Raw genomic sequence first — 21,671 nt, 5'->3', positions numbered from 1 at the left:
CGGCGACCCGCGGGCCTCAGGTCCGGCCGCGAACCCTGACGCCACGAACCAGGCCGCCGCGGCGGCCGGCCTCACCGCGGTCCCCGGCGTGACGAGCGCCCCGGGGGTCACCCGCGCCGCAAGCCCGACGGCGGGCGCCGGCGCCACGGGCTCGGCCCGCGCCGACAGCACCGTGGTCCCGTCGGTGCCGGCCAACCTGACCGCGACACCGGTCAGCGCCACCACCATCCGCCTGCAGTGGACGGACACGTCCAGCAACGAGAGCGGCTTCACCGTCATCAACGGATCCACGTCGAAGAACGCCGGCGCCAACGCGACCACGCTCAACTGGGACGGCCTGGCACCGGACACGCGGATGTGTTTCAAGGTGCGCGCACACAACGCCGCGGGCGTCTCGGCGTACTTCCCGGCCGCGCAGCAGGACTGGGTCTGCGCCGTCAGCCTGCCCGGGACGGGACCGGCGGCGCCGGCCGACCTGACCGCGACGGCGGTCAGTGCCACCGCCATCCGCCTGCAGTGGACGGACACGTCCGGCAACGAGAGCGGCTTCACCGTCATCAACGGATCCACGTCGAAGAACACCGGCGCCAACGCGACGTCGTACACCTGGGACGGCCTCACCGCGGGCACCTACATGTGCTTCAAGGTCCGCGCGTACAACACCTCCGGCGTCTCGGCGTACTCCCCGCCCGGGCAGCAGGACTGGGCCTGCGCCACGACCCCCAGCACCTGACGAAGGCGGGTGTCACCGGTACGGACGCCGTGTCAGCGGCGTGACAGGCACGTGACAGGCGGGGCGCCGATCTTCATCGCATGACAAGTTCAGCGATTGAAGTTTCGGGCCTGCGGAAGGCCTTCAAGGACAAGGTCGTGCTCGACGGCATCGACCTGGAGGTGCCGGCCGGCACGGTGTTCTCGCTGCTCGGCCCGAACGGGGCGGGCAAGACCACCACGGTGAACGTGCTGACCACGCTGATGAGCGCCGACGGCGGGACGGTGCGGGTCGCCGGGCACGACGTCGCCACCGAGGCCAAGGCGGTGCGGGCGGCGATCGGGGTCACCGGCCAGTTCGCGGCGGTGGACGAGCTGCTCACCGGGCAGGAGAACCTGCAGCTGATGGTGGACCTGAACCGGTCGGTGTCCGGCGACGGCCGGCGGGTCGTCGCCGAGCTGCTGGAGCGCTTCGACCTGGTCGAGTCGGCGAAGAAGCCCGCGTCGACCTACTCCGGCGGCATGCGCCGCAAGCTCGACCTGGCGATGACGCTCATCGGCGGGCCGCGCATCATCTTCCTGGACGAGCCGACGACGGGACTGGACCCGCGCAGCCGGCGCACGATGTGGTCGATCATCCGCGACCTGGTCGCCGACGGCGTGACCATCTTCCTCACCACCCAGTACCTCGAGGAAGCCGACCAGCTCGCCGCCCGGATCGCGGTGCTCGACCAGGGCCGCCTGGTCGCCCAGGGCACACCCGACGACCTCAAGCGGCAGATCCCCGGGACGCACGTCCGGTTCCGGTTCAGCACCGTCGACGAGCTCGACGCGGCCGCGCGGATCTTCCCCGGTTCGACGCGCGACGACGACGCCCTCGCGCTGCGGGTTCCCAGCGACGGCGGGACGACGTCGCTGCGGGCGCTGCTGGACCGGCTCGACGAGCACTCGCTCAGCGCGGAGGAGTTCTCCGTGCACACCCCTGACCTTGATGACGTCTTCCTTGCCCTGACGGGCCACTCCACGGAGGTTGCGAAATGAGCGCCAAGTCCCAGTCGATCGTCATGCTGCGCCGCGACTTCAAGCACATCGCCCGCAACCCGACGTCGGTGTTCAATGCGGTACTGATGCCGATCGTGATGATGTTGATGTTCGTCTACGTGTTCGGCGACGCGTTCAGCGTCGGTGTCGACTACATCGACTACGCGACGCCCGGCCTGATGCTCCTCGCGGTCTGCTACGGGCTCGGGGCCACCGCGACAGCAGTGAACTCCGACATGACCAAGGGCATCATCAACCGGTTCAAGGTCATGGACGTCTCCCGCAATGCGGTGCTGTCCGGTCACGTCGTCGCCAGTGTCCTGACCAACCTGATCGCCATCGCCGCCCTTGTCGGCGTCGCGTTCCTGCTCGGGTTCAGCCCGTCGGCGAGCTTCCTGGACTGGCTCGGCGTGGCCGGTGTCGTCGTGCTGCTCGGGGTCGCGGCCGCCTGGCTCACCGTTGCCCTGGGGCTGGCGGCGAAGTCTCCGGAGACGGCCGGCATGGCCGCGGTGCCGCTGGTCATGCTGCCGTTCTTCAGCAGCGCGATCGTGCCGGCGGACAAGATGGGGCCGGGGGTCCGGCAGTTCGCCCAGTACCAGCCGTTCACGCCGATCATCGAGACCCTGCGCGGGCTGCTCAACGGCACCCCGTCGGCCGGTGACGTCATCCCCGCCGTCGCCTGGTGCGCCGGCATCGCCCTGGTCGGCTACCTGTGGGCGTCCTCCACCTTCAAGAAGCGGGCCTGACGGTCCCCGATCCGAGCCTGCGACAAGGAAAGAGAGCTGTCATGCCCACGTTCGCCACCCCCGGACCCATCGCCGCCACCGTGCAGGTCGCCGGAGCCCTGGTACGGGTCACCGCCGGCGACCGGACCGACACCGTCGTGCTGGTCGAGCCCGCCGACAAGGCCAACCGGTCCGACGTCAAGGTCGCCGACAAGACCAGGGTCGACTTCGCCGGCGGCCGGCTGTCGGTCAAGACCACCACCTCGGGCGGCAAGGACGGCTCGGTCGTCATCACGATCGACCTGCCCACCGGCTCCAGCCTGGTCGCGTACCTGGCGCACTCGACCGTGCAGGCCGACGGATCATTCGGCGAGTGCGAGCTGCACATGGCGAAGGGCCGGGTCCAGCTCGACCGCGTCAACGCGTTGCAGGCGAACATCGCGGCCGGTGAGGTCGCGGTCGGCCACATCGCCGGGCGCGCCGACATCGAAGGCAGCGTGGTCGCGGCGCGGATCAACGAGGTCACGGGCGCCGTCGGGCTCTCGACCTCGGGTGGGCAGCTCTGGATCGGGCACGCCGCGGCCGACCTCGAGCTCAGCAGCGGCAGCGGCGGGTTCGACATCGACCGCGCCGACGGCAGCGTCACCGCCCGGACGGGCGACGGCGCCATCCGGATCGGCCGGTTGACCCGCGGTCACGCGGAGCTGCTGAACCACGCGGGGAACATCGAGGTCGGCATCGGCGAGGGCAGCGCCGCCCGGGTGGACGCCGACAGCAAGCGCGGGTCGGTGCGCAACTCCGTCGCGTCGCAGGCGAACCCCGACGTCCAGGTCCACGCCCGCACGCGGCACGGCGACATCATCGTGCGGCGTGCAGCGTGACCTCGGCCAGTTGAGACCAGCTCGTCTGGGTCCCCTCCGCAGCCGCCTCGGCGAACCGCGCGTCGCCGAGGCGGCTTCGCGCTGCCCGCTCGATGCGGGCCGCGTCCCAGTGGGACCGGTCCTGCAGTCCGCGCACGGCGGTGCTCGCCGCGAGCAGCCGCGCGGCCTGCTCGGGCTGCTCGCACCGCAGGGCCAGGTCCGCGACGCCGATGAGGACCTGCGCGACCCCGGCCGCATGGCCCGCCTCGGCCGCCGCCTCGCAGGCCGCCGCCCGGTACGCACGGGCCTCGGCGAGGTCGTCGGCGAGGTAGCCCAGCAGGTCCTGCGTGACGGCGCGGATGTACGGCAGATCCGCGTCGTCGCCCAGGACGGTGCTCGCGACGCCGACCTGGCGGCGGGCCTCGGCGGTGTCGCCGGCCCAGCGCGCCAGCTCCGCCTTCGCGAGCGCCAGCTCGAACAGCGCGTCCGGCCAGGTGACCCGGTCCGCGTACCGTTGCGCCTCGGCGATGGCGGCCGCGCTGCGCTCCGCGTCGCCGAGCAGCCAGAACAGCTGAGCCTGCCGCGACCGCGTCCGGATGACGTCCTCGACGGCGCCGACCTCGGTGAGGACCACGATCGCCTGCTCGTAGTGCTCGCACGCGCCGGCGAGCTCGCCGCGGCCGGCGATGCGTTCGGCCAGCTCGGTCAGTGCCAGCGACATGCCGAACCGTTCACCGAGCGCCCGGAACTCGGCGAGCGACGACTCGAGGTACCTGTCCGCCTCCAGCCCGCCCTGGCCGAACGCGATCCGCATCTTGCCGAGGTGGAACCGGGCCAGCGCGCGTACCCACGGATCCTCGCTGTCCAGCAGCGGTTCCCACGCCGGCTGGAACTCCTGCGGCGCCTTCAGCATGCGCTCCAGCGGCGCGACCAGCTCCACCAGCGGGTAGCGGCGCCGGCCGGGCGCGCCGAGCTGGTACGCCTTGTGGATCCAGTCCTCCGCCTGGCGTTCGTCGCCCCGGCCGGAGCTCTCGAACAGCACGACCAGCGCGTACACCATGCCGCGGATCTCGTCGAGCACCTCGCCGGGCGTCGAGGTCGCCGCGGTGATCAGCTCGATGCCTTCGGCCTTGTGCCCGCCGAGCCACCAGTACCAGCCGGCGGACGCCGCGAGCCGCATCGCCGCCTGCGCCTCGCCGGCCGCGAGCGCACCACGCATCGCGGCGCCGATGTTGTCGTGCTCGGCCCCGAGGGTGGCGAGCCACCGCAGTTGTTCGGCGCGGCGCAGCTGGGGTTCGGCCGTCTCGGCGAGGTCGGTGAAGTAGGCGAGGTGCGCCTGGCGCGCCAGTTCCGTCTCGTCCGCTTCCGCGAGCCGGTGCCCGGCGTACTCCTTGATCGTGCCGAGCATCCGGTACCGCGGTGCGCCGTCGCCGTCGGTGCGCAGCAGCGACTTCTCGGCCAGCGAGGTCAGCAGCTCGAGCACCTCGTCCGGCTCGACCGCGTCGCCGGCGCAGACCCATTCCGCCGCTTCCAGGCTCGCCCCGTTGGAGAACACCGCGAGCCGCCGCAGGACCATCCGTTCGGCGTCGCTGAGCAGCTCCCAGCTCCAGTCGACCACGGCCCGCAGCGTCTTGTGCCGCGGCAGCGCGGTGCGGCTGCCGCCGGTCAGCAGGCGGAACCGGTCGTCGAGGCGGTGGGCGAGCTGGTCGAGGGACATGGTGCGCAACCGGGCCGCGGCCAGCTCGATCGCGAGGGGCATCCCGTCCAGCGCCCGGCAGACGCGCAGCATCGTCGACAGGGCGTGCGCGTCGACCGTGAGGTCCTTGCGCACCGCGCCCGCCCGGTCCCGCAGCAGCTGGACGGCCGGCGAGGACTCGATCTCGCCGGCGTGGGCCTCCTGCTCCGGCAGGGCCAGGGGTTCGACCAGCCACATTGCCTCGCCGGTGATGCCGAGCGGTTCCCTGCTGGTCGCCAGGATCCGCAGCCGCCGGCACTCGCCGAGCACCCGGTGGGCGAGTGCCGCCGCCGCCTCGATCACGTGCTCGCAGTTGTCCAGGATCAGCAGCGCCTCGCGCTCGCGGACGGCGGCGATGAGCCGGTCCGCCGGCTCCGCGTTCGGGGATCCGCCGAGCAGCGTGTCCCGCAGGCCGAGCCCGGCCAGCGTCGCCTGCGCCACGTCACCGTCGGCGCCGATGGCGGCGAGCTCCACCAGCCAGACCCCGTCGGGCAGGTCGTCGAGCAGCGTGCGCGCGGTCTCCGTGGCCAGCCGGGTCTTGCCGGAGCCGCCGGGCCCGATCAGGGTGGTCAGCCGGTGGTCGGCGACGAGCTCGCGGACCACGGCAACGTCGGCGTCCTTGCCGACGAAGCTGGTCAGCTCCGCGCGCAGGTTGGTCTTGCGGCGCTCCTCCCGCCGGCTCAGCTCGCCCCGCAGCAGCGCGACGTGCACCGCGGACAGCTCCGGTGACGGGTCGACGCCCAGCGCGTCGGCCAGTGCCTCTTTCGTGCGCTCGTAGGTCAGCAGTGCCTCGGTGTCCCGGCCGGCGGCGGCGAGGGCACGCATCAGCGCGGCGACGAGCCGCTCCCGCATCGGGTGCGCGGTCACCAGGTCGGTCAGCTCGGTGACGAGGTCCGCGCCGTGGCCGGCGCCGACCTCCGCGTCGAACCGGTCCTCCAGCGCCCTCAGGCGCAGCCCGTCGAGCCGGGTGACCGCCGCGTTGGACGCGGCGCTGTCCGGCATGGCGGCGTCCTGCATGGCGGCACCGCGCCACAGTGCGAGGGCATCGCGCAGCAGCCGCACCCGCTGCGGGTCGTCGTCGCCGTGGACCTGGCTCGCGGTGATGAGCCGCTCGAACCGGACGGCGTCGACGGCGTCGGGTGCCAAGGTCAACCGGTAGCCGTCGGTGTGGCCCTCGATCGATCCTTCCGGCAGCACCTTCCGCAGCCGGGAAACCAGGCGGTGCAGGGCATTCGTGGCGTCGGCCGGCGGTTGTTCACCCCAGATCCAGTCGACGAGCGTCGCCTTCGGGACCACCCGGCCGGTCTCGAGCGCGAGGGCGATCAGCAGCCCGCGCAGCCGCGCGCCCGGCACGTCGGCGAGGGCTCCGTCGTCCGTGCGTACCTCGAACGATCCGAGCATCCCGATCTGCACCCGGCAGATTCTGCCACGGGCGATGAGCAGCCAACCAACGCCTGCGTTACGGCTCCTGGCGGTCGACGAGCGGGAAGACCCGTCGCAGCTCGGCGAGGAACGCCGCGCGCCGCGTGGTGTGGGCGGTGGCCGCCGCCCACACCGCCTCCAGCGCGGCCTGCAAGGGATCCGGTGCGGCGGCCGCCGTCAGCGCCGGCAACGCCATCGCCACCGGGTCGACCCGGGCGCCGAGGCCGGTGCCGAGCGGCCCGGTCCCGCGCCGGCCCGCCGGGCGCAGGGCGGTGATGGAGAAGCTGACCGCCCGCTCGCCCCCGATCCGGGTCAGCAGCGCCGTCAGGTCCGTGAATTCGGCCGGGAGCGGTTCGCCGCGGTCCAGGGCCGCCCACGCGGGCGCCAGCCAGGCGAGGTCCGCGATGCCGGCGACGGTGAACGCCTGCCGCGCCGCCCAGACCGCGATCCGCCGTTGCGTGGCGGCGTCGACCTCCGCGACCCCGTCGACCAGGTCCCGGTCCATCAGGGCGATGCCGTGCACGTTGCCACGGACGCGCCGGAGCCGCTCCGACGGCGCGCGCCCGCCCCATCGTCGCGTTTCCTCGCGCTGCCGGTGCTCCTCGTCGCGGCGTTCGCGGGCCAGCCGGACGCGGAGCTCGGCCTCGACCTGTTCCCACAGCGCCGGCGGTACGGCCAGCCCGGCGGCCCAGTCGTGCCAATGGGCGGCGCTGCGGCTGGTCTGCCGCTGGATCGCGTCGGCGCGAGCGCCGGCGGTGTCGGCGGTGTCGGCGGGGCGCATCGGCCAGAAGCACAGCAGGTAGCGGTCCGGCCGGTGATCCAGGTAGCTGTGGTCGCCGTCGACGAACCCGGCAGGGTCGTGCCCGCCGTACCGGTCCCGCCCCTCGTCCATGCCGGCGGCGCAGTACCGCACCCTGAAGACCGGCAACGGGCCGGTGTCGTGCCCGTCGGGGATCAGCGGCAGCTGGGCGAGCGGACCGCTGCCCCACGGGACCAGGCCGACGGCCGGGCCTCTCGGCAGGAGCGACACCTCCACCACGTCCTGCCATTCCGGCGCGGCGGGTGGCGGCTCGGCGTCGTGCAGCTCGACCGTGAACCGGACCCGCCCGTAGTGCGTGCCCGTCATCAGGAACAGCGCGCCCGGCTCACCGGCCCCGCAGATGCCGTTGACCTGCCCGGCGAACGCCGCCTGCATGTCGGGCAGTTCACGGCTGGTCACGTAGATCTGGCCGTAGTCGACCGGGGCCGCGCCGTCGAAGAGCACCCGCATCGCCCGATCCTGCCATCGACCGCCCGCCGCGCGCTGTCCGTGCCGCGGACCGTGTCGGCCCGGCGCAGCGGTCACTCCGTCGAGCCGCGGGTCAGCCTGGAGAGCTGCTCGTGGTCGATGGAGTGCACCAGCGGGTCGGCGTGCCGGTGGACCAGCGCCCATTCGTCGCCCTGCCGGCGGAAGACCAGCGTGACCCGCAGCGACCAGTCCTGCTCCGGCAGGCCGCCGACGACACCGTGCTGCCGCTCGATCGCCACGATCACCGCCAGGTCATCGGACCGGTCCGCCCGCACGACCTCCAGCTCCGCCTCGCCGCCCTGGAACCAGCGCGCCGTCGCGTCGAGGGACGCGTCGGAGTGGTCGAAGCCGTGCCGCGCGCCACCGTAGGGCGGCATGAGCGTGTAGTCCTCGGCGTGCGGGAGAAGCTCGATGTAGGTGCGGATGTCGCCGCGGATGAATGCCGACGCCGCCGCCGCGGTGCGCCGCACGAGCGCCGAGAGCTCCTCGTCCCTGCCGTCTGTCACCGTCATGCCTCAGTACCACGCGGCGAAGCGCCGGCACGTTCAGTCGTCCAGCAGCCAGTCGACGACCTCGGCCGCGGTGCCGGGCTGATCGGCGTCGCACGCCGCGGCCCGGATGTCGATCTCCTGGGCGCGTGCCTGCGTGCGGGCCCGGGCGTCGCGGTCGCGGTCCAGGAACGCCGAGTGGTCCGGGGCCAGGCGCAGCAGCACGGCGTCGTCGCTCCAGTCGGCGGTCACCGTCACCAGCCCGTGCTCACCGGCCGCCAGGAAGCCGGCGATCCCGCGGAGCACCGTGCACGCCCACACCGTCGACGGCAGCCGGAAGTCGACCCGGGTGGAGAAGTCGACGGCGAGGGACCCGGTGGCCTCGTCGAACCGGAACAGCAGCTCGTCGTCGTCGGCCAGGTCGCGGAACACGGTCGCGTAGTCGCCGTCGATCCAGCGGTCGCACTCCTGGATCGCGGCTGGCAGCTCGTCGCGATCCAGGAGTGCCTGCGTCTGCGTCTGCGTCTCGGTGAGGCCGGTCCACTGCTGGTGCGACCACCCTGACGCGGGGGTGACGGGTGCGCGCAGGTACGCCCGCAGGCGCGGCCTCGCCACGACGACCGCCGCGGTCAGGAACAGTGATTCGGACACCGGACGTCCTCCTGTGCGGCGGCTGCTGGAACGCGTTCGGTCAGGGGGTCGCGTTCGGTTAGAGGGTCGCGTTCGGTCAGAGGGTAAGGGCGGGTTCGCGGCGGGCGGCGCGGCGGGTGGTGCGGTCCTCGACGCGGAAGCTGATCGCGGCGAGCGCGAGCCCGACGACCCCGAGGGCGACGCCGACCCAGGCGGGCGCGACGTATCCCCAGCCGCGGGCGATGACGAGACCGCCGAGGGCGGCGCCGAGACTGTTGGCGACGTTCATCGCGGACTGGTTGACCGCGGCGCCCATCAGCTGCGCGGTCGGCGCGACGCTGATCAGGCGGGACTGCATGGCCGGGCCGAGGAAGAGGCCGCTGGCGCCGAGCAGGAACGCGCCGGCGAACAGGCCGACGGCTGATCCGGCGACCAGCGCGAAGACGACCATGGCCGCGATGAACACGGCGAAGCCGCCGAGGATGCTGCGGCGCAGGTCGCGGTCGGAGAAGTAGCCGCCGGCGGCGTTGCCGACGGTCATGCCGAGGCCCACGGCGACGAGGACCCAGGGCACGGCGCCGGTGGACAGGCCCGCGACGTGGGTGGTGACGGGCGCGATGTAGCTGTCGATGGCGAAGAACCCGGCGAAGCCCAGCGCCGCGACCGCGGCGACGAGCCACACCTGCGGCGCGCGGAACGCGGCGAGCTCGGCGCGCGGCGAGCCGTCGACGGCCGCGGCGACGGCCGGGACGGTGGCGAGGACCGCGAGGAGCGTCAGCAGGAACATGATGGCGATCACCATGTACGCGGTGCGCCAGCCGGCGGTCTGGCCGAGCCTGGTGATGGCGGGAACGCCGATGAGGTTGGCCGCGGTGAGCCCGCCGAGGACGACCGCGAAGCCCTTCGCCTGGTTGCCGGGGCCCATGATCGCGGCGGCGAGGAGCCCGGCGGCGCCGAAGTAGGCGCCGTGGGGCAGCGCGGCGACGAACCGGGCGACGAGGACGAGCTCGAACGTCGGCGCGAGCGCGGAGGCGACGGTGCCGGCGACGAACAGCCCGAGCAGGCCGATGACCAGTTGCTTGCGGGGCACGCGGGCGGTCAGCGCGGCGATCGTCGGGGCGCCGACCACCACACCGAGGGCGTAGACGGTGATCATCCAGCCGCCGTGGGCGACGGCCTTGGCGCTGGAGCGCTCGTACAGCGACGGCAGCAGGTTGCGGGCGATGTCCGGCAGGAGCCCCATCGCGACGAACTCGGTGAGCCCGATGGCGAAGCCGCCCAGGGCAAGGGCGAGCAACGCCGTCCAGCGCCGGGACGCGGTGAGGTGGTCCATGCAGGCAGTTTAGCAACGCTGTTGCGTAATAGACTGTGGGGATGGACACGCCCGGCGCTCACCTGGAGCACCTGCGGGACTACAACGAGTCCCTCGTCGTCGCGCTCGCCCGGAGCAGGGCCGAGTTCGACCGCTCAGGCGTCGCCGAGGCGACCGGGCTGACCCCGCAGGCGGTGTCGAAGGTCCTCGGTCGCCTTGTCGAGCACGGCCTGGTCGAGATCTGCGGGGTCCGCCGGCAGGGCGTCGGCAAGCCGGCCAGCATCTACCGCCTCGTGCCGGGCAGCCGGCACGCGGTCGGGATCCACGTGGCCCGCCGGACGCTGCGCACCGTCCTGACCGACCTCGCCGGCACGGTGCTCTCCTCGAGGGTCACCCCGCTGCCGCCCGACTTCACCCCCGGCCAGCTCCTGGACGCGATCCGCGCCGGCGTCCGGGACGCGGCCGGTCCGGGCGTCGGTTCTGGCCCTGGTTCTGGTTTTGGTGCTGGTTCTGGCGTCGGTCTGGTCGGTGTCGGCATCGGTATGGTCGGGCCGCTCGACCACGCCGCCGGCATCGTCCGCGACGCCCACCGGCTGCGGCACTGGCACGACGTGCCACTGCGGGAGCTGGCGCAGGAGGCGCTGGCGGTGCCCGTACACCTGGACAAGGACGTCACGGCGGGCGTGACCGCGGAGGCCTGGCGGCGCGGACCCACCTTTCGCGACGGCGCCCTCATCATGGTCGAGTCCGGCATCGGCGCGGGCCTGTGGCTCGGCGGCGCCGCATACCGGGGCGCGCACACCAACGCCGGCGAGTTCGGGCACACGGTCCTGCAGCTGGACGGCCCCCGGTGCGTCTGCGGCCGGTCCGGCTGCCTGGAGATCCTGCACGACACGGCGGTGGCGGACGGTCGCGTCGACGCCGCCGCACGGGTGCTCGCCACGGGCATCGTCAACCTGCTGCAGACCACCGACGTCAACCATGTGGTGCTCGCCGGCGCCGACTTGTTGCGTTCTCCCGAGGTGTACGAGTCAGCCACCCGCGCCGCGATCCCCCGTTCGCACTGGCTGGACGTGTCGGTGACCCTCGCCGAACTGGGCGCGGACGTGATCGCGGCCGGGGCGGCGATGCAGGTGCTCGACGCCGCGTACGGCATCCCTTCAAAAATGGGTGTTCGTTCATTATTCTGAGGGCGTGATCGATCGCAGCAGCCGCACCGCCGAGCACGTCGCCTTGTTCCGCGCCCTGGAGACGGTCCGTCCCGGCGGCGGGCTGTTCCGCGACCCGCCCGCCCGCCGGCTGCTGCCCCGCCGGCACCGCGCCGTCGTCGCCCTGAGCCGGCTGCCGGGCGTGCACGACGCGCTGGTGCGATACATCGACCGGCGCTGGTCCGGCGGGCCGCGCGCCTCCGCGGTCGTGCGGACCCGGCTGATCGACGAGTGGCTCGCGTCGTCCCTGGCCGGCGGCGCCCGCCAGGTGGTGCTGCTCGGCGCCGGCTTCGACAGCCGCGCCCACCGCGCCGTCGCGACGCCTTCCAACGCTGGCGCGTCGCCTTCCGATTGCGGCGTGGTGCCTTCCGGTGGCGGCGCAGCGTTCTCGGCCGGCGCGGCGGCTCCGGCCGGTGCGGCGGCTCCGGTCGGCGTGGTGCCTTCCGGTGGCGGCGCGGTGCCTTCGACCGGCGCGGCGACCCCGGCCGGCGTGGTGCCTTCCGGCGGTGGTGCGGCGCCCTCGACAGGTGCGGCGGCTCCGGTCGGCGTGGTGCCTTCCGGTGGCGGCGTGGCGCCTTCGACCGGCGCGGTGACCCCGACCGGCGCGGCGCACTTCGGTGGCGGCGTCGCGTATTTCGAGGTGGATCATCCGGCGACGCAGGCGACCAAGCGGCGGCGCCTCGGCCGCGACGCCCGGCCGGGCGTGGTGTTCGCACCCGCCGACCTCACCGTCGACGACCTCGGCGCGGTGCTGCGCGCCGCCGGCTTCGACCCTGCGCTGCGCACGGTCGTGATCTGGGAGGGCGTCACCAACTACCTGGACGACGCCTCCGTCGACGCGACGCTGCGCGGCCTGGTGGCGCTGTGCCCGCCGGGCAGCACCGTCATCTTCACCTACGTCGACCGGGGCGTCCTGGACGGCACGGCCACCTTCGCCGGCGCCGCGGAATGGCACGACGCGGTGCGGCGCGAGGGCGAGCCGTGGACGTTCGGCCTCGACCCGGCCGAGGTGCCCGGCTATCTGCGCGAGCGCGGGCTCGCCCTGACCGAGGACCTGTCGACCCGGGCCGCGGCACAACAACTCCTGCCGGCGTCCCGCCGCGCCGAGCCGACCGCCGAGTTCTACCGCGTCGCCCGCGCCGTGGTGCCCGGCGGGACCACCGACCCCACCGAGGTCCGCTGATGCCGAAGGTCGACGACGCACACCTCGCCGCGCGGCGCCGGCAGATCCTCGACGCGGCCGCGGCGTGCTTCGCCCGCGAAGGCTTCCACCGCACGTCGGTGCAGGACATCGTGCGCGAGTCGGGCGTCAGCGCCGGCCTCGTCTACCGGTACTTCACCGGCAAGGACGACATGATCGCCGCCATCGTCGCCGAGCGGCACGAGCAGCGCGAACGCCGCCTGCGCGAGGACCCGGTCGTGGCGTACGCGGACCTGCTACGCGGCCTCGGCGACCCGGCCGGCCGCGACGACCTGCGGCTCGCGCTGCAGGTCTGGGCCGAGACGGTGCGCTCCGAGCCGATCCGCGACCTGGTCCGCTCCGGCGTCGATCGCCCCGCCCGGCACGCCGCCGACCTCCTCAAGGACACCGAGTTGCCGCCCGGGGTCGACGTGGACGCCGTGATCAGGATCTTCATCGCCGTGTACCAGGGCCTGCTGCTGCAGACCGTCCTGGACGACACCCTCGACCACGAACGGCTCGCCACCGCCGCCGAGCACTTGCTCCGCGCCGCACTCGACTGACGGGCCGCCCCCGATCGCCGCGCCGCCCAGCGGCGCGGGGGTGTCAGGTGTCAGTGGGTGGGCTGGGTGGATGGGGTGGTGGCCAGGCGGCGGGGTGGTTCCGGTGTGCCGGCCAGGCGCTGCTGCTCCTCGGCCACGATCATCCGGGCCAGCTGCACCTCGGAGATGTCCACGGCGCCCGGGGCGGCCTGGGCGATGGTGCTGTGCCGGACGTAGGCGTCGAAGAGCTTCGCCTTCGAGCCGAGGATCTCGATCATGCGCTCGTCGACCGAGTCCGCGATCAGCAGGCGGTGCACCTGGACGGTGCGGACCTGGCCCATGCGGTGTGCCCGGGCGATCGCCTGGGCCTCGATCGACGGCTTGACCTGGGGCTCGCAGAGGATCACCACGGAGGCCGCCTGGATGTTCACGCCGACCCCGGCCGCTTCGATCTGGCACACCAGCACGGCCGGTTTCCGCGAGGCGGTGAACTCGTCCACGATGCGCTGGCGGTGGGCGACGGGCGTCGAGCCGGTGATCGGGCCGCGGGCGTCGTCGCCGAGCGCGGCGCTCACCACGGCCAGCACGTCGCGGAAGTAGGAGAAGACCACGACCTTGCGCTTGGCCGCGAGGGCCTCCTGGGCCAGTTCGAGCAGGCGGGTCAGCTTCGCCGAGTCGTCCTGCCGGCGCACGGCGAACGCGGCGCGGCGCATGGCCATGAAGTTGCCGTCGCGGACCGCGGCCCGGTAGGCGGCCCCGTCCTCGGCGCCGAACTCCTCCCACTCGTCGACCTGCTCCAGCTCTGGCAGCTCGGTGAGCACGTCGGGCTGGTTGCGGCGCAGGTAGACCGGTGCCGCCGCGCGACGGAACGCCTCGACGCTGATCGCCGCGTGCTCGGGGCCCATGTCGGCGGCGATCTCCGGCCGCAGGTGCTCGATCAGGGCCCGGAACTCGTCGATGCGGTTCTCCATCGGCGTGCCGCTGAGGAACAGCACCCGGTCGGACTCGGCCGCGATCCGGTTGACCGCCTGCGACCGCTTCGCGTCGGGGTTCTTCACGTAGTGTGCCTCGTCGACGACCAGCAGCGCGGGCTTCGACGGGGGGAGCCGGAGCGAGCCGAGCGAGCCGAACGTGATCACGCCGACGCCGCCCTCCTCCCGCCACCGGGCCGCGGCGCGTTCGCGGGCGTTGCCGTGCAGGGTGATGACCGGGATCGTGGAGTGCCGGACGATCTCGCGACCCCAGTTGATCAGCACACTGGCCGGGCAGACGACGAGGAAGTGGGTGGCGCCACGGGCGGCCAGGTGCGCCATCGCGGCGATCGCCTGCACCGTCTTGCCGAGCCCCATTTCGTCGCCGAGCACGACGCGCCGCTGTACCAGTGCGAACCGGGCACCGAAGGACTGGTAGCCGCGCAGCCGGAGGGTGTCGCTGAGCCGGGACGTGTCCAGCTGCTGCGCGCCGACCCGCTCGACGATGTCGGCGGGCAGGAAGCCCTCGCTCGCCGCGACGTCGCCGCCGAGGCCGACGACCTGGCTGAGCAGGCCGTAGTAGTCGGCCGAGCGCTGCTCGAAGTCGCGCCAGACGTGCCGGTCGGTGGGCCTGCGGACCTCGCTTGCCTCCTGGGCGGCCGGCGGCAGGCCGCTCGCGTCGGCGGCGTCCACCGTCGCGCGCACCCGCCGCGCCGCGTCGTCGGCGACGGCCTTGTCCGCGCGGCGCATGAACAGCCGGCGCAGCGGCCCGGCCCCGGCCGGCTCGGCGACCGGGCGCGCGGCGGCGAGCTCCTCGGCGAACCGCCCGGCGTCGGCCTCGTGCGTCCCGGCCGCGTGCGCCACCGCGCCCCACCTGGCCAGGGCGTGCAGCAGCCGGGTCATGTCGGGGTGCTTCGGGTCGAACTCGATCCGGAACTGCAGCGAGTCCCGCGCCGCCCGTTTGAGCTGCTCGGCGGCGTGGATGGTCTTGCGTGCCGTGCCCTCGCCGATGCCGGGCACGTCGGTCAGCCGGTCCGGTCCGGCGCGCAGCACGTCCGCGACCGAGGTGATGCCGTGCGCCGGCAGCTCGTCCAGCCTGGCCCGGCCGTCCACGGTGTCCTTGACCGTCTCGATCGACATCTTGCCGAGCGCGGCCCACACCTGGGGTTCGCTTGCGATCTGGTACGCCTCGACGACCTCCGCACGAGCCGACCCGAGGATCTCGACGATCGTTTCGGCGGCGGTCTGCACCTCGGCTGCCCGGGCCAGCAGCGCACGCGTCTCCCGGCGGGTCGGGGCCGTCATCGTGCCGGCGGTTGGTGCACCGTGGGATACCGCAGAGACATGCCCTTCAACGTACCGACAGACCGGCTGCGGCGCTCGCCGGGCATCGATGCGCCGGCGCGCGGGCATCCTCACCCGGCCGGGGTCGCCGGTGTGACGGTCCGCGCTGCCGGGACGGCGCCGCGCCGCCGCCACCGGTCCGTGCCGGGCGAATGATCGCGCTCGAAGTCTGCCCGCACGGCCGACGGTCGGACACGTTCGACGGGAGCTGGGCCGCGGGTCGTGGCCATACGGTGAGGCGGTCCCCGACGGGAAGGCCACGCGATGCAGCCCGATCCGCGAGATCCGCAGCAGACGATGCCGTCGATGGCGCTCTGGGTCGGCCCGCCGCTGCCGGTGCTTGCAGCCGGCCCGGCCGGGCCCGTCGATCCGGTCGCGCCGCGGGAGCCGCAGCGGGCCGGGGTGGGGCGGCGGGCGCTGGGATGGTTCATCGACTACCTGATCGTGATGGTCCCGGGGCTGTTCCTGATCGGGTTCGCGGTGCAGGCCATCGTGCATGGACTCCCCGCGTACGCGGGTGAGGTGGCCGCCGAGGTCGGCGTGCCCCGCCTGATCGGGCTCATCACCAGTGGCGGGAAGATCGACGGCGGGATCGGCGCGGTCGTCGCCGAGTCGTGGGTGGGTCTCGTCCGGCCGCTGCTGCTGGCGCTGCTGGCGGTGCCGCTGCTGCAGTTCCTGTACCACCTGTCGCTGCTGGCCTGGCGGGGCCGGACCATCGGCAAGATGATCGCCGACACCCAGGTGGTGCCGGCCCGGCCGGAGGCGTCGGCACGGTTTGCGGTGAAGCGGGCGGCGGCCGCGACCCTCGTGGAGACCGGACCGGTCGGGGTCGGCCTGGCCGTCGTGGTGTACGGCGAGCTCACCGCCGGCGCGCTCGTGCTGACGGTGGCGGTCGCCGTGTGGTGGGTGAACCTGCTGCCCGTGTTCGGGGCCCGGCACCGCACGCTCGTCGACCGGGTGTCGGGCACGGTCGTGCTGCGGCGGGCCCTGTACGCCCAGGTCGCGGCGCGGACTGCGGAGCTGGCCCGGCGGACGTCCGGCGCCGCGGTCGTCGCCGGCCAGCGCGGGACCGTGCTCGCCGTCGAGACGGGCCGGCGGACCAGCGACGCGGCCGCGGTGGCGGCCCGGATGAGCGCGGACGCGGCGGTCGTGGCCGCGCAGGTGGCCGGTCAGGCCGCGGCCGCCGCGCGCCGCCGCAGCGCCGAGCACCTGCCGGCGGCGGCCCGGCGCACGACGGACGCCGCGGTGGCCGCGGCCCGGGTCACCGCGACGGCGGCCGCGGATGCCGCCGCGGTCGCGGGTCACGCCGCGAGGCACGGCGCCGGGAAGGTGTTCCAGGCGGCGCCGGTCCAGCAGGCGCTGAACTCGAAGGTCGGCCAGCAGTCGCAGGCGTTGGGCGCGGCCGGGGCGCAGCGGGCCCGGCGGCTCGGCGGCCGCACGGCCGGGCTGGCCCGCACCGTCGGCGACCGCACCCAGCAGCTGTGGCAGGAACGCCAGGCCGCCCGCGCGGGCCAGCCGGACCAGCCACCGGCGGAACCGCCGGCCGGCCCGCAACCGGCGCTGCCCGCCACGTCAGCGGACCTGACCCCGGCGTCGGAGTACCTCCCGCCGCAGCCCGAACCCTGGCGGCACCCCCTGCCGTAACCGCCGGCGCTTACCGGGGGAGCCGCCACACCGTGGTGGTCGACGTCTCGTCGGCGGTCCACAGCTCGCCGGCGAACAGGTCCTGGTCCAGCGCGGCCACGGTGACGAGCTCGGCGTCGTCGCCGAGCGCCGGGTGGGGCAGCGCGACGCGGGCCTGCGGGCGCAGGGCGGCGTCGCACAGCACGAAACCGTGCTCGTAGGTCTTGAGCATGATCCGGTGGTCGCCGAGGAAGAAGCCGTCGAGGCGCACCTGCGGGCGTTCGACCACGAGTTCCGCAACCACGCTGCGCACGCCGTACATGCTGCCGGCCGGGAGCTCGCCGCGCTTCAGCGGGCCGGGGAGAGCGCGGGAGCGCGGCGCGGGGTGGCGGCGGGCGGCACCGGCGCGGAGGGGGCACGGGTGCCGGCGACGACGGCGGCGAGCACCGCGGTGGCGCCCAGCAGCTGGCCGGGGGAGAGCGACTGGTCCAGCACCACCCAGCCGAGCAGCGCCGCGACCACCGGGCTCAGCAGGGCGAGCAGCGTGACCCGGGCGGGGGCGAGGGATGTCACGCCCCGGAACCACAGGAAGTAGGCGCCAGCGGTGCCGACCAGGGACAGGTAGCCGAAGCCGCCGAGGTTCGTCCAGGTCAGGGCCGGCGGCAGGCCCTCCACGAGGAGCATCACCGGGGCGAGCAGCAGCCCGCCGACCGTCAGCTGCCAGCCGGTCAGCGCCAGCAGTGCCGTGCGCCGGTCCGGCAGGCCGGGTGGGGTGCCCCAGCGGCGGCCCAGCACGGTGCCGAACGACATCGACACCATCCCGGCGGCCGCGGCGGCCAGGCCGAGCGGGTCCAGTGCCGCGTCCGAGCGCAGCACCAGCAGGGCGACGCCGGCCAGCCCGGCGGCGCCGGCCAGCAGCACGCGCAGCCCGGGGCGCTGGCCGAGCAGCGCGAACGCCAGCGCCGCCACGACGAACGGGCCGAGGGCGCCGAGCACCGCCGCGATGCCGCCCGGCAGCCGGTAGGCGGCGACGAACAGCAGCGCGAAGAATAGGCCGATGTTGAGGAAGCCGAGCACCGCGGCGCGCCACCACCAGGTGCCTGCGGGCAGCGCGCGGCGGCCGGCGAGAGCGGCGACGACCGCGACCAGCAGCAGTCCGGCCGGCAGCGCCCGCAGCGTCCCGGCGAGCAGGGGACGGCCGTCGGGCAGCAGCTCGGTGGTGACGAGATAGGTGGTGCCCCACAGTGCGGGCGCAACGGCGGTCGACACGGCTAGGTTCCTCATGACTAAGTAGCTTAGCACTAAGCTACTTAGAAGCAAGATATGCGAGGATGGGTACGTGGCAGACGACGTCGACCGGATCGTCCAGCAGTGGGCGCGCGAACGACCGGACCTGGAGACCGACGCGATGGCGGTGTTCGGCCGCATCTACCGGCTGGCGCGCGTCGTCGGCGACCGGCAGGAGCGGGTCTACGGGGCACTCGGCATCAACCGCGGCGAGTTCGACGTGCTGGCGACCCTGCGCCGCGCGGGCGAGCCGTTCCAGCTGTCGCCGAAGGCGCTGACCGCGTCGCTGATGCTCACCTCCGGCGGCATGACCGGCCGGCTCGACCGCCTCGAACGGGCCGGGCTGGTCGCCCGCTCGCCCGACCCGGCGGACCGCCGCGGCCTCGTCATCACGCTGACCGCCGCCGGTCTGGCGCTCATCGACGAGGCCGTCACGGTCGGCCTGGACGCGCAGCGGGAGGTCCTCGACCGGCTGCCGGAGCCGCGCCGCCGCCAGCTCGCCACGCTCCTGCGCGAGCTGCTGGCCGCGGCCGAGCTGACCGTCTCGGAAGGCTGACGCCACGGATCGACGGCGAAGGTGATGTTTGGACGTCGATCCGTGCGGCAACGACAGAGGGGAGCCCTCAGCTCCCGTACTGCCCTATCGACTGCGGAAGCGAGCGGCGACACCGACGGCGGGTCCCGGCACACGAAGCCAGGGCCCGCCGTCGTCGGCACCCCCGGCGGTCACCTCGTAGCGCGTACATTGCCTACGACCGTGATCGAGGAGGTGCCGTGCTCCGTTTGGTGCTGGGTGCGCTGCGGGCGCGCACCGCGCAGGCATGGACGGTGTTCGCTCTCGCCGTCCTGCTCGTCACGGCCGCGAGCGCCGGACCCTGGTATGCGGCCGCCGCCGAACGCCGGGCCGTCGCCGCCGACGTCGCCGTCGCGCCCGCCACGCAACGCATGCTCTCCGTGCGGCGCCAGACCGACACGGACGGCGACGCGCGGGTCGCGCTCGCCACGTTCCGCGCCGCCGTCGAGCGCCTCCTGACCGTCCGCGACAACGCGCCGGTCCTCGGCGTGAGCGTGTCCATGGCCTACGGCAAGGGCGGCGAGGGCAGCGTCACCGTCGCCTACCGCGACGGCGCCTGCGAACACCTGCGGATCGAGGGCAGCTGCCCGCAGGCGGCCGGCGAGACGATCGTCAGCGGTGCCACCGCCGAGGCGCTCGGCCTGGACATCGGCGACACCGTGGTGTTCAGCTCGCAGCCGGGCGCCCCGCAGGAACAGGTCCGCGTCGTCGGCCGGTACGAGCTCGCCGACCCCGCCGGCGTCTACTGGGCGAACCCGCTCTTCCGCCGGGACGTGTCCGGCAACATCGACCCGTTCTTCCTCGCCGTGGACGCGTTCGCCAGCAACCGGTTCGTCGACCCGACGTTCGACTACACCACGATGGTGCCGCCGCAGGCCCTCGCCGGCGCCGCGTCCGCCGACTTCGCCGACCAGCTACGCCGGGCCGAGTACACGCTGCGCACCGCCGGGTACTACCTCATCGCGCCGACCCAGGACCTCCTGGACCGCATCGCCGCCGACCGGGCCGCGATCCGCCGCGGCGTACTCACCGGCGCCCTGCAGGCGGTCATCCTGTGCTGGTTCGCGCTCGGGCTCGCCGGCCGGCACACCGCGGGCGACCGGCGCGGCGACGTCGCCCTGCTGAAGCTGCGCGGCAGCACCCGGCGGCGGGTGCTGCGCCTGGCCGCCGGGCAGCACCTCGTGCCGCTGCTCGCCGCCGTGCCCGCCGGGTACGCGCTCGGCCGGCTCCTCGCCCACGTCCTCGCCGGGGCGCCACCGTCCGCGGACACCGGCGCGGTGCTGCGCGCCAGCCTCATCGCGACCGGCGCGGCCCTGCTCGGCGGGCTCGGCGCCGTGCTGAGCGCCGAACTGCCGGTGCTGCGGGCGCCGGTCGCGCTGCTGCTGCGCGAGGTGCCGGGCCGCCGGCACGGCTGGCGGCGCGGCGCGCTCGACGCGGTGCTCGTGGTCCTCGCCGCCGTCGGCGCGTTCCAGCTCGGCCGCAACGGGTTCGCCGCGGCCGTGCCCGTCCTCGTCGCGGTCGTCCTCGCCGTCCCCCTCGCCCGGCTGCTCGGCGCCGCCGCCGACCGCGTCGGCGCGGGCGCACTGCGCGCCGGCCGGCTGCGGCTCGGGCTCACCGCGGTGCAGGTGTCCCGGCGGCCCGGCGCCGACCGGGTCTTCGCCCTCGTCGCCGTCGCCGTCGCCGGACTCACCGCCGCCACCGCCGCCCAGGCCGCCGGCGACACCGCCCGCGCCGACCGCAGCGGCCAGGAGCTCGGCGCGGACCGGGTGCTCAGCGTGCAGGTCGCCAACCCGACGGCGCTGCTGCGCGCGGTCCGCCAGGCCGACCCCGACGGCCGGTACGCGATGGCCGCCGTCGTCGAGGACCGCATCGTGGCCGTGGACGCGGCCAGGCTCGCCGCCGTCGCCCGGTGGCGACCCGAGTACGGGCCGCTGCCGTCGCTCCTCGCCGCGCCGCCCGCCGGGGACAGCCCGCCGGCCGCCGTCACCGCCGGGGCGCTCGTCCTGCGGGCCCGCAACGCCGGCGATCGGCCGATGTCGCTGGCCGTACACCTCCAGGACACGGCGACCGGGTCACTGCAGACCGTCACGCTCGGGCCGGTCCCCACCGGCGACCACGAGGTCACCACGGCCGTCGACGGCTGCGCCGACGGCTGCCGCGTCACCCGGCTCGACCTGCTGCAGGCGGCCGCCGGCGACGCGCTCACCGTCGAAGCACTGCGGCAGGCGGACCGGGCCGTGTTCGACAGCGCCGCGCTCGGCGACCCGAGACTGTGGCGCGGCTCGGCGAAAGGACCGGCGATGTCCGTGGTCGCCCGGCAGGGCACCCTCACCCTCGCGCAGGCGCCGCCACCGTACCGGGGGGACAGCAGCGCCTTCCCGATGACGGCGGGCCTGCCACTGCCCGTCGTCGTCGCCGGCGAGGCACCCGACGCGTGGCGGCTCGGCGACCCGTCGATCGACGTGTTCGACAGCGGCGCCGTCCCCGTCCGGGTCGCCGGCACCGTCGGCGTGCTGCCCGCCGTCGGCGCCGCCGGCATCCTGCTCGACCTCGACGCCGCCCAGCGGCTCGGCACCGGCGGCGGTGCCGGGCGGACCGAGGTGTGGCTGGCGCCCGGCGCCCCGGCGTCCGTCGTCAACGCCCTCACCGCCGCCGGGCTCGTCATCCTCGGCGACGACACCGCCACCGCCCGCGCCGACCGGCTCGCCGGCCAGGGGCCCGCCGTCGCCA

General features: G+C 74.4%; 18 protein-coding genes. 10 read left to right on the top strand and 8 right to left on the bottom strand.

The features are described 5' to 3' along the window. The 4 genes from AB0K00_RS56455 to AB0K00_RS56440 form a co-directional block, all read left to right on the top strand. Nucleotides 1-733, top strand: a 733-nt coding sequence (locus AB0K00_RS56455) for a fibronectin type III domain-containing protein (RefSeq protein ID WP_363539754.1), incomplete at its 5' end; no start/stop codon positions are given. 80 nt (nt 734-813) lie between these two features. Continuing rightward, nucleotides 814-1,752 (top strand): ATP-binding cassette domain-containing protein, encoded by a 939-nt coding sequence (locus AB0K00_RS56450; RefSeq protein ID WP_363539751.1) that lies wholly within the window; start codon nt 814-816, stop codon nt 1,750-1,752. Then, on the top strand, nt 1,749-2,498 hold the full coding sequence (locus AB0K00_RS56445; RefSeq protein WP_363539749.1) for an ABC transporter permease: 750 nt from the start codon (nt 1,749-1,751) through the stop codon (nt 2,496-2,498). Before AB0K00_RS56450 ends, AB0K00_RS56445 begins: the two co-directional genes overlap by 4 nt. 41 nt (nt 2,499-2,539) lie before the next feature. Beyond that, nucleotides 2,540-3,358 (top strand): DUF4097 family beta strand repeat-containing protein, encoded by an 819-nt coding sequence (locus AB0K00_RS56440; protein WP_363539747.1) that lies wholly within the window; start codon nt 2,540-2,542, stop codon nt 3,356-3,358. Here AB0K00_RS56440 and AB0K00_RS56435 read toward each other — a convergent pair. The 5 genes from AB0K00_RS56435 to AB0K00_RS56415 all read right to left on the bottom strand — a co-directional run bounded on the left by AB0K00_RS56435 (nt 3,336) and on the right by AB0K00_RS56415 (nt 10,233). Beyond that, nucleotides 3,336-6,485, bottom strand: a complete 3,150-nt coding sequence (locus AB0K00_RS56435; RefSeq protein ID WP_363539745.1) for a BTAD domain-containing putative transcriptional regulator — start codon at nt 6,483-6,485, stop codon at nt 3,336-3,338. The genes AB0K00_RS56440 and AB0K00_RS56435 overlap by 23 nt on opposite strands. Before the next feature lie 46 nt (nt 6,486-6,531). Continuing rightward, a complete protein-coding gene (locus AB0K00_RS56430) occupies nt 6,532-7,764 on the bottom strand; it encodes a hypothetical protein (protein WP_363539743.1) in 1,233 nt (410 codons plus the stop codon). Nucleotides 7,765-7,835: 71 nt separating this feature from the next. Then, nucleotides 7,836-8,294 (bottom strand): nuclear transport factor 2 family protein, encoded by a 459-nt coding sequence (locus AB0K00_RS56425; RefSeq protein ID WP_363539741.1) that lies wholly within the window; start codon nt 8,292-8,294, stop codon nt 7,836-7,838. A 33-nt stretch (nt 8,295-8,327) separates the two neighbouring features. Continuing rightward, nucleotides 8,328-8,921, bottom strand: coding sequence for a hypothetical protein (locus AB0K00_RS56420; protein ID WP_363539739.1), 594 nt, complete (start codon nt 8,919-8,921; stop codon nt 8,328-8,330). A 76-nt stretch (nt 8,922-8,997) separates the two neighbouring features. Beyond that, entirely contained in the window at nt 8,998-10,233 is a 1,236-nt protein-coding gene (locus AB0K00_RS56415; RefSeq protein ID WP_363539737.1) for an MFS transporter, read from the bottom strand. A gap of 41 nt (nt 10,234-10,274) precedes the next feature. Between AB0K00_RS56415 and AB0K00_RS56410 the strand changes: the two genes are divergently transcribed. The 3 genes from AB0K00_RS56410 to AB0K00_RS56400 are packed head-to-tail and all read left to right on the top strand — an operon-like array spanning nt 10,275 to nt 13,163. Next, entirely contained in the window at nt 10,275-11,402 is a 1,128-nt protein-coding gene (locus AB0K00_RS56410) for an ROK family transcriptional regulator (protein WP_363539735.1), read from the top strand. A gap of 4 nt (nt 11,403-11,406) precedes the next feature. Next, complete coding sequence (locus AB0K00_RS56405; RefSeq protein WP_363539733.1) at nt 11,407-12,603, top strand: SAM-dependent methyltransferase; 1,197 nt, start codon at nt 11,407-11,409, stop codon at nt 12,601-12,603. After that, the gene (locus AB0K00_RS56400; protein WP_363539731.1) at nt 12,603-13,163 is read left to right on the top strand and encodes a helix-turn-helix domain-containing protein; all 561 of its coding nucleotides are present in this window, start codon (nt 12,603-12,605) and stop codon (nt 13,161-13,163) included. The genes AB0K00_RS56405 and AB0K00_RS56400 overlap by 1 nt, the downstream gene beginning before the upstream one ends. Before the next feature lie 50 nt (nt 13,164-13,213). Here AB0K00_RS56400 and AB0K00_RS56395 read toward each other — a convergent pair whose 3' ends face one another. Further along, entirely contained in the window at nt 13,214-15,418 is a 2,205-nt protein-coding gene (locus tag AB0K00_RS56395; protein ID WP_363539729.1) for an SNF2-related protein, read from the bottom strand. A gap of 345 nt (nt 15,419-15,763) precedes the next feature. On the opposite strand from AB0K00_RS56395, the gene AB0K00_RS56390 reads away from it, so the two are divergent. Next, nucleotides 15,764-17,101: an RDD family protein gene (locus tag AB0K00_RS56390; RefSeq protein WP_363539727.1), complete on the top strand. Its 1,338-nt coding sequence runs from the start codon at nt 15,764-15,766 to the stop codon at nt 17,099-17,101. A gap of 10 nt (nt 17,102-17,111) precedes the next feature. On the opposite strand, the gene AB0K00_RS56385 is transcribed toward AB0K00_RS56390, so the two are convergent. Continuing rightward, nucleotides 17,112-17,393, bottom strand: coding sequence for a hypothetical protein (locus AB0K00_RS56385; RefSeq protein ID WP_363539725.1), 282 nt, complete (start codon nt 17,391-17,393; stop codon nt 17,112-17,114). Between the two features lie 35 nt (nt 17,394-17,428). After that, on the bottom strand, nt 17,429-18,364 hold the full coding sequence (locus AB0K00_RS56380) for an EamA family transporter (protein ID WP_363539723.1): 936 nt from the start codon (nt 18,362-18,364) through the stop codon (nt 17,429-17,431). A 55-nt stretch (nt 18,365-18,419) separates the two neighbouring features. Between AB0K00_RS56380 and AB0K00_RS56375 the strand changes: the two genes are divergently transcribed. Both AB0K00_RS56375 and AB0K00_RS56370 read left to right on the top strand, forming a co-directional pair. Next, on the top strand, nt 18,420-18,923 hold the full coding sequence (locus AB0K00_RS56375) for a MarR family transcriptional regulator (protein ID WP_363539721.1): 504 nt from the start codon (nt 18,420-18,422) through the stop codon (nt 18,921-18,923). Nucleotides 18,924-19,141: 218 nt separating this feature from the next. Continuing rightward, on the top strand, nt 19,142-21,671 hold a 2,530-nt coding region (locus tag AB0K00_RS56370; RefSeq protein WP_363539719.1), incomplete at its 3' end, for an FtsX-like permease family protein.

This window comes from Dactylosporangium sp. NPDC049525 (genome assembly GCF_040676755.1).
Lineage (GTDB): Bacteria > Actinomycetota > Actinomycetes > Mycobacteriales > Micromonosporaceae > Dactylosporangium.
Note: the sequence above shows the minus strand (reverse complement) of the source record. Positions and strands in the feature narration are given on the sequence as shown.

Bases quoted from the DNA above. Each gene is read 5' to 3' on its own strand.
- AB0K00_RS56415 (WP_363539737.1), bottom strand. From the start codon at position 10,233: ATGGACCACCTCACCGCGTCCCGGCGCTGGACGGCGTTGCTCGCCCTT.
- AB0K00_RS56440 (WP_363539747.1), top strand. From the start codon at position 2,540: ATGCCCACGTTCGCCACCCCCGGACCCATCGCCGCCACCGTGCAGGTC.
- AB0K00_RS56425 (WP_363539741.1), bottom strand. From the start codon at position 8,294: ATGACGGTGACAGACGGCAGGGACGAGGAGCTCTCGGCGCTCGTGCGG.
- AB0K00_RS56410 (WP_363539735.1), top strand. From the start codon at position 10,275: ATGGACACGCCCGGCGCTCACCTGGAGCACCTGCGGGACTACAACGAG.
- AB0K00_RS56380 (WP_363539723.1), bottom strand. From the start codon at position 18,364: ATGAGGAACCTAGCCGTGTCGACCGCCGTTGCGCCCGCACTGTGGGGC.
- AB0K00_RS56400 (WP_363539731.1), top strand. From the start codon at position 12,603: ATGCCGAAGGTCGACGACGCACACCTCGCCGCGCGGCGCCGGCAGATC.
- AB0K00_RS56390 (WP_363539727.1), top strand. From the start codon at position 15,764: ATGGCGCTCTGGGTCGGCCCGCCGCTGCCGGTGCTTGCAGCCGGCCCG.
- AB0K00_RS56445 (WP_363539749.1), top strand. From the start codon at position 1,749: ATGAGCGCCAAGTCCCAGTCGATCGTCATGCTGCGCCGCGACTTCAAG.
- AB0K00_RS56450 (WP_363539751.1), top strand. From the start codon at position 814: ATGACAAGTTCAGCGATTGAAGTTTCGGGCCTGCGGAAGGCCTTCAAG.
- AB0K00_RS56395 (WP_363539729.1), bottom strand. From the start codon at position 15,418: ATGACGGCCCCGACCCGCCGGGAGACGCGTGCGCTGCTGGCCCGGGCA.
- AB0K00_RS56430 (WP_363539743.1), bottom strand. From the start codon at position 7,764: ATGCGGGTGCTCTTCGACGGCGCGGCCCCGGTCGACTACGGCCAGATC.